Source organism: Bradyrhizobium sp. AZCC 1719, assembly GCF_036924525.1.
Lineage (GTDB): Bacteria > Pseudomonadota > Alphaproteobacteria > Rhizobiales > Xanthobacteraceae > Bradyrhizobium.
Genome location: NZ_JAZHRU010000001.1, coordinates 6,379,024 through 6,392,549, shown reverse-complemented (window position 1 = coordinate 6,392,549; position 13,526 = coordinate 6,379,024). Strand labels below are relative to the sequence as shown.

Annotated in this window: 13 protein-coding genes; 6 read left to right on the top strand and 7 right to left on the bottom strand. The window is 59.0% G+C overall.

The features are described from left to right. Positions 1-61 precede the first annotated feature (61 nt). Entirely contained in the window at positions 62-3,166 is a 3,105-nt protein-coding gene (locus tag V1292_RS30190) for a DEAD/DEAH box helicase (protein WP_334376192.1), read from the top strand. Positions 3,167-3,383: 217 nt separating this feature from the next. Here V1292_RS30190 and V1292_RS30185 read toward each other — a convergent pair whose 3' ends face one another. Together V1292_RS30185 and V1292_RS30180 are read right to left on the bottom strand one after the other, a co-directional pair. Continuing rightward, positions 3,384-4,193, bottom strand: coding sequence for an MBL fold metallo-hydrolase (locus tag V1292_RS30185; RefSeq protein WP_334376191.1), 810 nt, complete (start codon positions 4,191-4,193; stop codon positions 3,384-3,386). 50 nt (positions 4,194-4,243) lie between these two features. Continuing rightward, positions 4,244-4,771: a nuclear transport factor 2 family protein gene (locus V1292_RS30180; protein ID WP_334376190.1), complete on the bottom strand. Its 528-nt coding sequence runs from the start codon at positions 4,769-4,771 to the stop codon at positions 4,244-4,246. Between the two features lie 244 nt (positions 4,772-5,015). On the opposite strand from V1292_RS30180, the gene V1292_RS30175 reads away from it, so the two are divergent. The 4 genes from V1292_RS30175 to V1292_RS30160 all read left to right on the top strand — a co-directional run bounded on the left by V1292_RS30175 (position 5,016) and on the right by V1292_RS30160 (position 7,999). Then, a complete protein-coding gene (locus tag V1292_RS30175) occupies positions 5,016-5,903 on the top strand; it encodes a LysR family transcriptional regulator (protein WP_442895572.1) in 888 nt (295 codons plus the stop codon). A gap of 196 nt (positions 5,904-6,099) precedes the next feature. Continuing rightward, positions 6,100-6,318 (top strand): hypothetical protein, encoded by a 219-nt coding sequence (locus V1292_RS30170; protein WP_334376189.1) that lies wholly within the window; start codon positions 6,100-6,102, stop codon positions 6,316-6,318. Positions 6,319-6,383: 65 nt separating this feature from the next. Continuing rightward, positions 6,384-7,211: a CheR family methyltransferase gene (locus tag V1292_RS30165; RefSeq protein ID WP_334376188.1), complete on the top strand. Its 828-nt coding sequence runs from the start codon at positions 6,384-6,386 to the stop codon at positions 7,209-7,211. A 590-nt stretch (positions 7,212-7,801) separates the two neighbouring features. Further along, complete coding sequence (locus V1292_RS30160) at positions 7,802-7,999, top strand: hypothetical protein (protein ID WP_334376187.1); 198 nt, start codon at positions 7,802-7,804, stop codon at positions 7,997-7,999. 147 nt (positions 8,000-8,146) lie between these two features. Here V1292_RS30160 and V1292_RS30155 read toward each other — a convergent pair whose 3' ends face one another. From V1292_RS30155 to V1292_RS30145, 3 genes are all read right to left on the bottom strand, one after another. Continuing rightward, on the bottom strand, positions 8,147-8,569 hold the full coding sequence (locus V1292_RS30155; protein WP_334376186.1) for a hypothetical protein: 423 nt from the start codon (positions 8,567-8,569) through the stop codon (positions 8,147-8,149). Positions 8,570-8,574: 5 nt separating this feature from the next. Then, on the bottom strand, positions 8,575-8,796 hold the full coding sequence (locus tag V1292_RS30150) for a hypothetical protein (protein ID WP_334376185.1): 222 nt from the start codon (positions 8,794-8,796) through the stop codon (positions 8,575-8,577). A gap of 994 nt (positions 8,797-9,790) precedes the next feature. Beyond that, positions 9,791-9,997, bottom strand: a complete 207-nt coding sequence (locus V1292_RS30145) for a DUF2905 domain-containing protein (RefSeq protein WP_249727198.1) — start codon at positions 9,995-9,997, stop codon at positions 9,791-9,793. A 152-nt stretch (positions 9,998-10,149) separates the two neighbouring features. Here V1292_RS30145 and V1292_RS30140 point away from each other — a divergent pair, with 152 nt between their 5' ends. Further along, entirely contained in the window at positions 10,150-10,878 is a 729-nt protein-coding gene (locus tag V1292_RS30140) for an SAM hydrolase/SAM-dependent halogenase family protein (RefSeq protein WP_334376184.1), read from the top strand. 966 nt (positions 10,879-11,844) lie between these two features. On the opposite strand, the gene V1292_RS30135 is transcribed toward V1292_RS30140, so the two are convergent. Further along, positions 11,845-12,867, bottom strand: coding sequence for a TetR/AcrR family transcriptional regulator C-terminal domain-containing protein (locus V1292_RS30135; RefSeq protein ID WP_334376183.1), 1,023 nt, complete (start codon positions 12,865-12,867; stop codon positions 11,845-11,847). Beyond that, the gene (locus V1292_RS30130; RefSeq protein ID WP_334377207.1) at positions 12,864-13,439 is read right to left on the bottom strand and encodes a TetR/AcrR family transcriptional regulator C-terminal domain-containing protein; all 576 of its coding nucleotides are present in this window, start codon (positions 13,437-13,439) and stop codon (positions 12,864-12,866) included. Before V1292_RS30130 ends, V1292_RS30135 begins: the two co-directional genes overlap by 4 nt. Positions 13,440-13,526: the final 87 nt, after the last annotated feature.

The following is a 13,526-nucleotide window of genomic DNA, read 5'->3' as shown; positions in this document are numbered from 1 at the left end:
GGCAACGAAGCGAAAGAAATCTTCATCGCGGACTGCAATATCTTCTTCATCCCCGCTGGGCATGATGGCTCTCCATCTGCTCACGCAGTGGAAGAAGTCGGGCCGCAAAGGCGTCGTCTTTCTTGCTGAAAGCGAGAATAGGGCCGAGCGGCTCGGTGCCGTCATTCATGCCCTCGATCCTTCGTGCGATGTGCTTGTTTTTCCAAGACTGAATACGTTGCCGTTCGATCAGCTGGAGCCGTCGCACGAGATCGCGGGCAGGCGAAGCTCGGTCTTGAGGCGCCTTGCCAAGCCCGAGAAGCCGATCCTGCTCGTGTCCACGGCAGAGGCCGTGATGGAGCGCCTCCCGAAGCCGGCGAGTTGGTTCCGCGTAATCCTCCGTTTGAAAGTGGGCGCCGCGTTTTCTGAACAAGATCTCCGGGCGCGGCTTGAGGCCCTCGGATACGACCTCGGTGAGGAGGCGGACTATCCCGGTGGCGCGCTGTTTCACGGGAAGACATTCGAGATTTTTCCTGCCGGCGCACTTGGTCCGTTCAGAGTAGAGCATTCCGGTGGGGTGCTACGTCGGATCGTGGCGTTCGATCCGATAGAACATGACATCGTTTTTGAGACGAAAGAGCTTCTCATCGACCCGATGTCGGAGCGGCTGGCGTTCGGGAACATACGCGGAAAGCGCTCGACTCTGTTCGACTATTGTGGCCGATCCAAGTGGATTGCGGATGCAGGAGTTTCAGCGCACGCTGATAGCTGGCTTAGCACGATCGAGGAGGCGGCCGGTCGCACGGACGGAGAGCGCGAGTACCTTGGGAGGCGCGAATGGAAGCAGGCGACCAGGCATATGAACGTGCTGTCGCAAAGGGCATCTTTCGCTCCCACACCGGACTTTTCGCAGGTCGCATCACCGAGGAAGGCGCTCCGCGAATTCGTCGACGAGACGCAACGCGCCGGTTCGCGACTGGTTTTCGTCGCAGCGCAGGAGGACGACCTGCGCGTGATCGAGCGGATGAGCGGGCTCAAGGTGGATCGCTTTACGGATTGGAACGAGGCGGCGACCGGACGTAATCGGGAAGGGGCGCTTCTGGCCGACTTTGATAGAGGGTTTGTCTTACCTGGCCGGAAACCTCTTGTCGTCGTGACGGCTTCCGATGTGCTCGGCAGCAGGGCTCATCATCCGCAACCCCTGGCCAGAAGCTGGAATGCGGCTTTCGACCACGCAGATGTGCCGGAGCAGGGCACCGCGGTCGTTCATCTGCAGCGGGGACTGGCCTTGCTCGACGGCTTGCAGACCGTGGCAACGGGGGGCGGGTCGTCGCGCGAAATGATCAGGCTGGTATTTGCGGGAGATGATGCCGTTCTCGCTCCGCCCGCTGACCTCGCCCTGATCTGGCCATACGCGTCGGAGCGCGGCGAGCTGACGCTGGACAAAGCGGATGGAAGTACATGGTGGGCTCGGCGTACCGAGGCGGAGCGCGAAATCCAAGTGGCCGGCAAGCAGCTCTCCAAACATATCAGCCAGCGACGCCGCCGACGAGCTCCGAAACTTCTACCCCCTGGTCCCGCCTATGAGAGGTTCGTCGCGCGTTTTCCGTATTTCACGACGGTCGATCAAGCGAAGGCCGTTCGGGACGTCCTGGATGATCTTGCGTCCGGCCACCCCATGGACAGGGTCGTTTGCGGCGACGTTGGGTTCGGCAAGACCGAGGTGGCGTTGCGAGCCACGGCCGCCGTCGTGTTGTCAGGGAAGCAGGTGGCGATCGCGGTGCCGACGACGGTCCTGGCAAGACAGCATGTCGCGACTTTCCGAAAGCGCTTCGCTCCGTTTGGTATCGAAGTGGGAAGTTTGTCGCGGACCGATTCGGGCGCGGAGACAAGAGAGGTAAAGGAGGGGCTGAAGAGTGGAAAATTGAAGGTTGTAGTCGGAACGCAGGCTCTTGCCTCGAAGGACGTGAAGTTCGCCGGCCTCGGCCTTGTCGTCATCGATGAGGAACAGCATTTTGGGGCGACGGAGAAGGCGAGACTTTCCGGGCTGGCCAAGAGTATTCATGCCCTTTGGATGAGCGCCACGCCGATTCCACGGACTCTCGCGGGCGGTCTTGCTGGCTTCAGGGATCTCAGCGTGATTGCCTCTCCGCCCATTCATCGACTCCCGGTTGTCACCAAGGTCGCTCCGCTTTCGGATGCTGCTATTGCCTCGGCATTGCTGCGCGAGCAAAGGCGCCACGGGCAAAGCTTCTTGATCTGTCCGCGAATTCAGGATCTCGATCCGATGCTGGCGCGCGTTCAATCGATGGCCCCGGATCTCCGCATCGTCTGTCTGCATGGCAAGTTGCCTGCCGACGACATAGACGACCGAATGATGAGCTTCGTCGAAGGCGCGGCGGACGTGCTGCTGGCCACCAACATCGTGGAGAGCGGTCTAGATATTCCACGAGCAAACACGATCGTGGTCTGTTGGCCCGAAAAGTTCGGTCTTGCGCAACTTCATCAACTCAGAGGAAGGGTGGGGCGCAGCGGGATACGCGCGTTTGCGCATTTGCTGACCGATTCGGGCTCGGAGCGATCTGAGAAGCGATTGGCCGTTCTGGAGGAGTTTAACAGACCGGGCGCGGGTTTCGCGATCAGTGCGCGGGATCTGGACCTCAGGGGAGCGGGCGACCTGCTTTCCGAACGGCAGTCAGGCCATGTGCAGGTGTTCGGACCCGTGCTCTACAGCCACCTTCTGAAATTGGCCTCGGAGAAAGCTGACGATAGAACGGCCGACCTGTGGGTGCCTGACCTGAATCTGCCGGTAGGGGATATGTTGCCCGCGGGTTACGTGCAATCGGAGGCGGTTCGGCTGGAAATCTATGGCCGCGTCGCCAGATGCCGAAGTGAAGATGAACTGAACGATCTCGAGGAGGAGACTTTCCGTCGCTTCGGCAGATTGCCTCCGGCGGCCCGCGATTTCTTTGCCGCAGCAAGGCTCAGGATCGAGTGCAGGCGAAGAGGAATCATAAGACTTGATGTCGGCACGGATGCCGTAGCCGCGACGTTCCTGCCGGGACGACTTCGGAAATCCAGGGCGCGATCCCTGCAACGTGATGGCGATCGGGTGGTCTACATCAGCAACGGACGCGAGGGACCGCTTAGGAAGGTCGAAGAGTTCCTCGACCTTCTGGACGAGTGATCGAGGTGACGACTATCTACATGAGGGACAATTGATCCGCGTCTCCGGCTTCGGGTCCCTCGAATCCCGAAACGGAGATTCCGAACAACCGTATCGTCTTCTTTGGTGGTATCAGCTGCTTCAACAGGTTGAGAGCCAACCTAGAAGGATCGCTCGCAGTGGCGGCCACGGCCGCCGTTGTCGAGCCTGCATAAGGCGACGGCGGGCTCACCGGCGGCTACGCGGCCGGAATGAATACATATCCTTGCCCTTCTTCGGCTACTCTACCGATGCCTGGCCGACCCAGGTGAGCGCCGGCTAGCCACGTATGTGTATTGACTGCGTCCTTGAGCAACGTGATCCGGCTAGCCCTCGCCATGCCTTCGTCATCGTCATAGGCCCAGGTAAGCTCGGGACAGGAAAACTGTGCAGCGGGAACGTGGATAAGGTCGCCGCAGAATAGGATATCGTCCTCGTCAGTGTTGAGGAGATAACCCATATGGCCTCGAGCATGCCCAGGTATCGCCACTGCCAGTAAATGATCGGCCAGCCGGTCTCCTCCGTTGATTGGGGCAAGGAGTGGACGAAACTGCTCTAGCTCTGGCTCCGCAAGAAACTCCTCAACCGCGTCTTGCCCTATCACAATCTTCCTCAGGCCGTTAAATGCTCGTCGACCGTCAGGCATTAGGAGACCATTGATGTGGTCGCCATGAGCATGAGTGAAGGCGATCATAGTGATCGATGACCTGTCGATGCCTGCCTCCGCCATCGCCTCCATGAGGTGACCCATGGACGGGTCCCAACTCCCGCCAGCTCCACAATCAATCAAAACGCGGTCCATGCCAGAGCGATCAAATAGGAAGCAGTTGACCGACAATCGAACTAGCGAATCGTCCCGCTGAGGCGCCTCGGTCTGCTTACATATTTTTTTGTTGGGATATCTGAGGGATTCGGCGGGCAGGTCGACATATCCATCAGAGAGTGACCAAATCCTCCATGATCCAGAGGCGCAGCCCAAGGCGTTGGCGCTTTGTGACAGAAATTCCATGGACACCTGCCAAGCGTGCGGGTCATGTTTTCAAAACGGCACCGAAGCCGTTAGGTTTTCGACGTCATCACTTTCTGAGCGATCATCCAGGTTCCGTTGACCTTTAGGCATGACAAGATGTCGGTGAAGTAACGTGGCGGAATCTGCAATTTCAACTTCACGAGTGCGAGCTCTCCTTCAACGTCTATCGATAGGATCTGATCGTGGCGCTCCAAGCCCTGTTGTTTCGGAGCTTTCAGGGTCCGGACGGCTGCTAGCCACGTCGCAATTGGCGTCACGCTCACATTGCCATCGTCGCCGACCTTGGTCACGGAACTGGATGGGTGAAATATGGACGCAAATTTGTCGGCATCCATTTCATAGGCACCGTCGAAATACGTCTGCGCTAGAGCGCGCAAGGCACGAACATCGGTATCCATAAGGTTGTTATCCATAAGGTTGTTATTTGGAACGGTAGGAGATTGTGCATGGCCGATCGTTCGATCTCCAAGCATCAAACCGGAAGTGCTGACGAGCGCAGCTCCAAAAGCTACGCTGGCAGATCGACTCAAAAATGCTCGTCGATCCATTTTGAACATTCTGCTCTCCTAAAAGCCGCGTTAATCCAAGTTGCGTTCTTCAGATGAAGACTGAAATCGCCGGCTACAGGCGCTCAGGTTGTTACAACGAAACTTTCAGGCCCGGTTACCTGTGCCGAACGTCAAGCCAGCCACAAAGGTGCGGAAAGTTGCCGCTTCTCGTTGTTGGCCAAAACTAGGACAAAGTGATTTATGAAGCTAGTCGTGTTATATAGGATGGGGTTATGAGCAATATTCATAAATCATGAAAAACGAACTGAACGACCTCGCTGCGTTTGCAACCGTCGCCAGTGAACGAAGCTTTACGCGGGCTGCGGCAAAGATAGGTGTATCTCAGTCTGCCCTGAGCCACACGATTCGGGGACTTGAGCAACGGCTCGGGTTGCAGCTTCTTGCTCGGACGACCAAGAGCGTCGCGCCAACCGCTGCAGGGGCTGCTCTTTTGAAAGAATTGTCTCCGGCACTCGACCAAATTACGCGTGCTATCAACAATGCCCGAAGCGTTCGGCACCGGCCTGCCGGACGCCTTCGAATTGTAATGTCCCGGTCGGCTGCTGTGATGGTATTGTTACCCCGGCTCACGGCATTCGCCGAGGCCTACCCCGACATCGTTCTTGACGTTGTTACTGTCACTGGCCCTGTAGACCTCGTTGCGGGCGAGTTCGATGCCGGTATTCAACTCGGCGAATATATTCAAAAGGACATGATCGCGGTGCGGGTCACGAAGGAGCTGCGATTGGCGGTGGTCGGATCGCCTGGTTATTTTGCATCACGAAACATTCCTCGGAAGCCCAAGGATCTAAACGATCATCGATGCATAGGTTTGCGTCTTCCGGGCGGTCCATATCGGTGGGAATTCGAGAAAGGACGAAAGGCGGTTACGATCGGCGTGAACGGCCCACTCATAATCGATGATACCCACCTGGTGATCCAGGCCGCACTCACTGGCGCCGGCCTAGGACTCGCATATGAAGAGCAAGTCTCAGAGTATCTCGCGAAGCGGCGCCTTATTCGTGTGTTAGAGGACTGGACGCCGCCAATTCCCGGTTTCTTCATGTATTACCCCAGTCGTCAGCATCAACCGGCCGCGCTTTCTGCACTAACGAACGCGCTGCGACTTTCTCAACAATAGGTGGCTCTCGACGATAAGTAATCGTGGCGATCTGAACGGACACGTGGAGCGTGCTGGTCATCGCGAGGGCGTCACGGCAGCTTTTGACCGCGAAACCAATACGGATTCGGGGATCAAATCGTGGCATGGATAGTTATTCCACTAGCTTTATCCGCAACGCGATGACGCGGGGCGACGTTCCGTCAGGAACTGCTTCGTGGACCATCCGGCGGGTCTTTGTCAGGGCGATACGCCAATGCCTGAAAAGCAAAATCCAACACGTCTGCATTCGGATGGTCCGCGGAACTATCCCGGCGAGTGGGCACGTCAGGGCGAGATCATTCTGCGCAAGCCGTGGATGCGTGTGGTTTTCATAGCCGGTCTTGTGGGCTGCATTCTTCTGGTCCTGGGCATTCGCATCGCTGCGGGGCCCTGATGGATACCCCGGTCATCTTCGCTCCGGTCCGCCAAGGAGTTTGAGCACGCTTGATCGGCAGTTCCATGGACGATCGAGATTGCACCGGCTTTCTCCAGTGGGCGCTCGCGCAGCGCGATTTCCGCTGGCCCGGTTTTCGTAAGGTGCGCCGCCAAGTCTGCAAGCGCCTGAACCGGCGAGTCCGCGAACTCGGACTTGCTGATTTTGCGGCCTACCGCCGCCGCCTCGAGGCCGATCCTGCCGAGTGGATGGCCTTTGATAATTGCTGCGTGGTGACCATTTCCCGTTTCTATCGCGACAGGAGCGTGTACGAGACCTTGCGCGAACGCGTGCTTCCTGAGATCGCGGCGCGCGCCGTTCGCGAAGGAAGAATGGTCCGCATCTGGTCTGCCGGCTGCGCGTCTGGCGAAGAGCCATACACGTTGAAAGTCATCTGGGACTACGATGTAGCGCGTGAGTATCCCGATGCATCGGTGTCAATCGTGGCGACCGATATCGATGAGACCGTTCTCGCAAGGGCGCGGCGAGGGTGCTTTGAGCCAACCAGCCTCGGCGAATTCCCGACACGGTTGATTGACCAGGCATTCGACCTGGTCGGGCACCTCTACTGCATCAAGCCGAAACATCGGGAAGGGATTGAATTCCTGCCTCAGGACTTGCGGAGAGGAGGGCCAGCATGGACGTTTGATCTCGTTCTTTGCCGCAACATCGCGTTCACCTACTTCGCGGAACCGCTGCAACGTCATGTGCTGAGGGGCATCATGGATCGCCTTGCGCCGCACGGCTATCTCGTCATTGGAGCGCATGAGCGGCTGCCGAGCGTCGAGCCGATGTTGAGACCCCTGTGTGGCGCGCCGCAGATTTTCGAACGGACTGAGGTCGCCGAGCGTTGAGTTTCGTACCAATCCTACGATCGATTGCCGCTGCCCAGGGCAGGGCCTGGTGACATGAAACGGACATTTCTTGGAACGCGCGGCGAAATTGAAATGCGCTCGCGCCAGAATCGTTCACCTCGGCCGTCTTTGTTCAGTTGAGCGTCGCCGTGTGGCTGAGAGCATCGGAACTTCGTCGGGGCCGCAGCCGTTTCGGAACCACCGAAGGGATGCGGTCGTACCGCTTTCATTGCAGTCACCGATGAGCCAGTCGGTTGATCTTCGCTGAGCTGCTTTGCAGAACGCTCATTGCCAGAACGATGCCTTCTTGAAATGCGTCGAGGGGTGCTCATAAGTGTAATGCTGGCGAGCATTCAGTTGAGCGGGAGCGCGGCGTGCTCGCGGACCACGCACGCGACGGAGTGTCTTCCTGCGGATCGACGGGACGGGAGCTGCGGCAACCGACCATCGCGAACCCGATAAGGGGAACATAAGTCGCCGACCGAACGAGGCGGACCGAGGGCCCGGGCAGCCTGTGACGAATGCTGCGCGCATAGCACGTTGGCGAATGCCGCCAATACGGCGGGCAGACGAGATCGGAATTGGATACTATGATGGACACAAAACGCCGAAGCAGTTTTGCTGGTGCTGCGGAGCTTGTCGCGCACGCGGAATCGGCGGCCGACCATCTCAAAGAGTTGTCTGCGGCCTGCGAAAATGGCGACAAGACAGCAGCGCGAAAAGCACTACGTGCAGCCATCAGCGAGCTCGAGGTGGCACGAGCCCTCCTACGTATCGGACTCGAGTGATCGTGTGTGTTGGCATCTGGCGAGATGTTGCTCGCGATCTCACGTGAGAAGCCGGCGAAGGAGAACGCCGCAAAGAAGACGACGCCGAAGCCGCAGCGGAAGTCGGCATAGAACGGCTCCGCCGCAGCGGCGATGAGGTCGGCGGTATCAGCCGAGAGGTCGGGTTTGTCTGAACTGGAAGCCGTTCGGAGTGAACCTGCGGGCCACGGCGCGCGCCTTGTCCTCGCAGGTCTCCAGCGCGATCTTCTGGGCGAGCATGACATCTCCGATCGGCAGCGCGCCGATCGGCATGAAACACAAACCCTCCTGCAAGCGGCCTCTTTCGTCAATCTCACACACGTTCACCGAGGCTCCGGCGTGAATCCTGTACCGCTTTCCACTGTCGCTTCCGACGACCTCGAAGTAGCCCCTTCTGCCGAACTGCTCCCGCTGGCTCGGCGACAGCCATTTTTGCAATAGCAGCAGCGACCTGCCCTCCGGCGTGCCCTCGGCGCCGTGCCTGATGAAGAGCCTTCGCGTCGCTCTCAGGCGGGAGCGGGCGCCCGGCAGTAACGGTCGAAAACCAAACATAGCGACTAACCGCCGACCAACCTGGGGAAGAAGAGGGTTTGTTCCGCAGTGGGGTCGAACATTCGGATCTGTGAGGTCTGACCGGAACTCGTCCGGACCGCGGCGGTGAAACCGGCCTTCGTCAGCTCATTGAACCGCTGCTCCGCCTTCGCCACGCCCTGTACGTCTTCGGGGTTGAAAGGGTGACGGCTGTCGCCGGTGCGGTCCATCACGATCTGGATTGCCATGATCGTCCTCCTCGGATTGATGATAGCCAAAGGACCGCACCCAGTATCGGACCGACCCGACGGACTTTCAATAGAAGAACACCTCAATCGGAAGACCCGGTTCGCGCGGCCCGCACTCAGGCCGGCGGGCACTCCGGGCAGGTATCGCCGATCAATCCCGGCTACGGCACGGTCCTGCATCCAGCGGAGCCCGTCACGCTCGCTGACGTTTGCCGCTGAGGTGTCGGATCAGTGCAAGCGTTGACAGAACCACTACCCACCAATGTTTTGAGGAGGCCTAACGAATCCGCGGGCGATGTATTGGACCGCCACGCTACGTTCAGGCCGGCGCAGCAGTATTGTTGAACATTCGGGTTGATTGGCGGACTTGCCCTGGTCGCTTATTATGGTGCCGGCAAATATTCGGTAGATGCTGCTCGTCGCGATCATGGATAGCAGCGAGGTCTGCACGCGAGCAGGCCATGAGTTCCGAAAGCTTGGCCAATTCAGCAGATGTAGCTCCTCGCGCGCCTCAAGGAGGCGGGGTTCCATCGTTCCGCAAGGTGCAGCCATGGTTCGTGGCGGCAACCTTCCGAGCTTTCATTGCCGAAAATAATGAGCGATAATCAATAGGCCGGCCGCGGCGGCAAGTGCCAAGCGGACGGAATCGGTGCACGAAGATGGTAAAGGCCGATGCCTGAGCGAACGTACAGTCGAGGCAGCGATATCGATGCCACGAGAGCAAGCGCTCGTTTGGCCGGCCTCGACATCGACATCATTCACCGGCAATCGCCGACTGGTGATTGGGAGCAGATATCAATCAACCTCCGGGCAACGCCATCGTTCGAAGCGCTCGGGTCCTCGTTCGAGGCGGCCAACCCTTTCACGTTTTGGGCGCAGGCCACGCGATTTATGTGGATGCCGTGGCTGCTCACGGCGCAGACGATGATGCTGCCGGCAGGCCGGCCGCGAACGCTCCCGAGCGTCGTCCACCCTGAGCAAGAGGCGCCGACGGCTAACGGTTAGCGAGCCAAAGGATCAGGGAAAGGATCACGCTGACCAGCAGCGATGTTGCGAGCGGGATATAAACGCGGAAGTTGTCGCGCTCGATGACGATGTCGCCGGGCAACCGGCCTAAGCCGATCTTGTTGATCACGGGCCATAGCAGCCCAAGCGCAACGAGCGACAAGCCGAAGATGATGAGCAGACGCGAGATCGACATTGCGCCGAGCCTACGATCACAGTGGGCGAGCCGATTGAGGGAGAGCAAGCAGGATTTGGCGTGCTGCTGTGACCGCGGTCCGTCGCACGGCTCGGATGGGTCAGTATAGCGTTTTCGAGCGAAGCGGACACACAGTTGGGCAGGCTGACACCATGATTGCCCTGTTCACGGATTTTGGGTTGCACGGCCCGTATACGGGTCAGATGAAGGCGGTGCTGCACCAGATGGCGCCGCGCATTCCCGTTGTCGACCTCTTCGCCGATGCGCCAGTCAGCAATCCCAAGGCATCGGCGTATCTGTTGGCCGCCTATGCTGCATGGTTTCCGGTACGAACCGTCTTTCTTTGCGTTGTCGATCCCGGCGTCGGCGGGACGCGGCCATCCATTTTTGTGGAAGCCGATGGCCGCTGGTATATCGGTCCCGGCAACGGCTTGCTTGAGCTGATCCAGCGCAGAGCCCAAGAGACGCGCAGCTGGGACATCGACTGGAAGCCGAAGCATCTCTCGGCCAGCTTTCACGGGCGCGACCTCTTCGCTCCGGTGGCAGCCATGCTGGCGCGCGGTGATCCACCCCCCGGCCAGCCACGTCACGACGGCGCAGATCGCCGGGCAGACTGGCCGGATGACCTCTGCGAGATCGTTTACGTCGATCACTACGGCAATGCGATGACCGGACTGAGGGCGGCTACGCTGCCGCCCGGCGCAAGGCTCACCGCGGCGGGGCGGGTTCTGGACCGCGCCAGGACCTTCAGTGATCTGCCGCCAGGCGCGGCTTTCTGGTATGAGAACTCCAACGGGCTTGCCGAAATTGCCGTCAATCAGGGGCGGGCGGACCGCGATCTCGGTCTTGCCATCGGCAGTCCGGTCGAGATCGTCGCATGAACAAAGGCTTGCCGTTTTGACCCGAAGGCAACATTCCACCAAGCAGCGCCCACATCCGCATCGGCCGAAGCCGCCGGAGCGCCGCGACAAACCGCAGGCTAGCGCTAACAGGCGGCTTGCCGAGCAGGTCCGCAAGATCCTGCGCAAACACTACATGAGCAAATACCGGGTGCAGTGAAATCGCGAAGTCTGAGCTTTGAAGCAAGCACTGCGGTGCTACTTTGCATGGGGTTGTTTTCGATATTTTAGTTGGACCAGACGGGCAAGGTTATCAAAAGCATCATGTTGCATTGAACCGGCGTTGCGGGTAAGCAATTGACATGGAATGGAAATTTTCCGTCGCTCCGATGATGGATTGGACCGGGACATCTTAAAATGTGAAGCGCGATCAGCGCTTAAGCACGGTCGTTGCCAGCCATGCTGTACCAAATGCTGTACCGTCCGACTGACGATTTCTCTTTAGCGAACAAAAAAATTTTGCGTCAGGCGGCGTAGGCGGCCACAGAGAGTAGTAGGCGCGTCCGGAATCTAAGCGGTCGATCTTGCCCTGAACTTCACGATAAAGCTTGGAGGAGTGTTGGCGTGGGTTGGTAGCGCTCCCTCGATTCGAACCCCAATACTGAGACGAGACCGAGCGTCGCGCGAATGTCACTTGCGCTTAGCGTGCGCCAACCGAGCAACGCTTGAGTGGAACGCGACTAGAGGGCGGCGTGCATGATGTGTGCACCGAGAGAAAAAAAACTCGAGCAACATCCGGTATGCGGAGCCGAACTGAACATGCTGCGCTGTCACTAGAGGGTTGATGTTTCGGGAGGGGGAGCGCCTGAGCGACGGCCCGTGCTTGCTGAAATGGAAGCAAGGCGTCAAGATGACTGGCGCGATGTACAATTTGGAGACGGATGCAGTGGAGCTCGGCTCCGAAAGCGGGCCAAATGGAAAAACGTCAGAGCATGTTCGATTCTCTTCTCATGCCATTAATGCTGCTCGTGCAACGATTGGCGCCGTCTCGACAGGCGCGGCACCGTCGAGAAAGGCTTTCACGGTGGTGCGGGCGCGCAAATCGATTTCGGAAAGCGTTGGTATGTCGCCGAGCTGAAGCACGGCCTCCAGATGGACGTTTCCGTGCAGCATTCCAAGGAACTGGCGGGCACCGGCTTCGCAATCCGCAAGATCGATTTCTCCGGCCTGCTTCGCTTTTGCCAGAATTTTCGTAAGGACCGCGATGGCCGGCGCAGGGCCATGTTGCGCGTAGGCCCGCGTCGCATCGGGGTAGCGGTCCGCTTCGAGGATGGCTGTGTAGCAAACTTCCAGCAACGACGGCGTCATCATCGTCTCGAGAAGGTTGCGTCCAATGATGATGAGCAATTCCCTCAGCGGCAGGGAAAGCTGGTCGGCACCGACACTCAGTGCGTTAGACGAGTAATGGCTGACGACTTTGGTGAACTGGTCGACGAGAAGTTGCTGCACGTTCTCGCGCCGCGTTGATCTTTCGCGGAGTAGCTGCCGGTAGAGACCGTGCGGCGTCCATGTCCAGCTCGGTCGGCCCAGCAAGAACGCCGAGAGAACCGCGCAGTTAGACCAACCGCGAAGCTGGCTCGCTTTGCCCGGGACCGCTTCGCGGACGCGAAGAATATCGCCCGTCGCACCCCACCGGAGAAATCTGACGGCATCGGCCGGCGGCAGGATGGTCACCATCATTCGCGTCCACCACGGCTCCACAAGCAGCCAGCTCCCCGTCCCCGTGGGTCGCATGGCAAAGACATGCTTATGCCTGTGATGGACGAACCGATGCCACCATTGCCGGCGAAGCCCGGGTACGAAACAGACGATCCAGTCGGCGGGGTCGACTGTCACCAGGGATCCATTCTCGTCGATGTTGTTTGCCAGGTCTGGCGGGACATCGCCGACGACTTCCAGTCTTGAAGGGCTCTCGCTGTTTCGCTTCAGCCAAAACCGTCTCGACCGGGCAATATCGTTAGCCGCGCTCATTGGGTAATGCTCCTCGCGCTCGCGCATCCATGAATGAACCTTTCGATGCTGGCTCTGACGCGGTCGGCGGTTGCTGCCTCCTGTCTCGTTGCTGGACTCAGCATGAGTGCCTGGTAGAGTGGTTCCCTTAGCAGTCCCATCAATTGCTCGGCGTATAGCTGAGCGTCCGATATCGACAGGATTCCCCTTTCATTTGCCGCCGCCAGAAACTCCCGCAGCCTGAGCGTGACAATCGCCTGGCCCGCCTCGTGCACCCGCTTCTTGAGCGCAGGGTTGCGTGCACTTTCGGTCATCACCATTCGAATAAACCCGACCAGGGTGGTCGAATATTCTTTCCAGGCAACGCGTCCGAACGCGATGAGGGTTTCGCGTGCATCGTCTACGGTGCCAGGGCGCGCTCTTCTCACCAATGGCTGCGATATGAGGGAGGCTTTGTGTTCGGCGATCGCGACGATGAGATCGTCGACGCTCTCGAACGCCGAAAGAATATCTTCTTTCGAGTATCCGCTTCGATCCAAGATACCGTTGAGACCAGCGGGCGTGCCGCTCGGATGAGCGAGAGCCTCGCTCATAGCCAGCACGATGTCGGCGCGAGCGTCTGGCGTCGGTGCAGCATTGTCTTGTCGAGCGGGCGTCGGCGCGGGATGTCTCATGTACGG

What these genes read in the sequence shown, in the direction of transcription:
- V1292_RS30190 (WP_334376192.1), top strand. Translation starts at nt 62, where the DNA reads ATGATGGCTCTCCATCTGCTCACGCAGTGGAAGAAGTCGGGCCGCAAA.
- V1292_RS30185 (WP_334376191.1), bottom strand. Translation starts at nt 4,193, where the DNA reads ATGGAATTTCTGTCACAAAGCGCCAACGCCTTGGGCTGCGCCTCTGGA.
- V1292_RS30180 (WP_334376190.1), bottom strand. Translation starts at nt 4,771, where the DNA reads ATGTTCAAAATGGATCGACGAGCATTTTTGAGTCGATCTGCCAGCGTA.
- V1292_RS30175 (WP_442895572.1), top strand. Translation starts at nt 5,016, where the DNA reads ATGAAAAACGAACTGAACGACCTCGCTGCGTTTGCAACCGTCGCCAGT.
- V1292_RS30165 (WP_334376188.1), top strand. Translation starts at nt 6,384, where the DNA reads ATGGACGATCGAGATTGCACCGGCTTTCTCCAGTGGGCGCTCGCGCAG.
- V1292_RS30160 (WP_334376187.1), top strand. Translation starts at nt 7,802, where the DNA reads ATGATGGACACAAAACGCCGAAGCAGTTTTGCTGGTGCTGCGGAGCTT.
- V1292_RS30155 (WP_334376186.1), bottom strand. Translation starts at nt 8,569, where the DNA reads ATGTTTGGTTTTCGACCGTTACTGCCGGGCGCCCGCTCCCGCCTGAGA.
- V1292_RS30150 (WP_334376185.1), bottom strand. Translation starts at nt 8,796, where the DNA reads ATGGCAATCCAGATCGTGATGGACCGCACCGGCGACAGCCGTCACCCT.
- V1292_RS30145 (WP_249727198.1), bottom strand. Translation starts at nt 9,997, where the DNA reads ATGTCGATCTCGCGTCTGCTCATCATCTTCGGCTTGTCGCTCGTTGCG.
- V1292_RS30140 (WP_334376184.1), top strand. Translation starts at nt 10,150, where the DNA reads ATGATTGCCCTGTTCACGGATTTTGGGTTGCACGGCCCGTATACGGGT.
- V1292_RS30135 (WP_334376183.1), bottom strand. Translation starts at nt 12,867, where the DNA reads ATGAGCGCGGCTAACGATATTGCCCGGTCGAGACGGTTTTGGCTGAAG.
- V1292_RS30130 (WP_334377207.1), bottom strand. Translation starts at nt 13,439, where the DNA reads ATGAGCGAGGCTCTCGCTCATCCGAGCGGCACGCCCGCTGGTCTCAAC.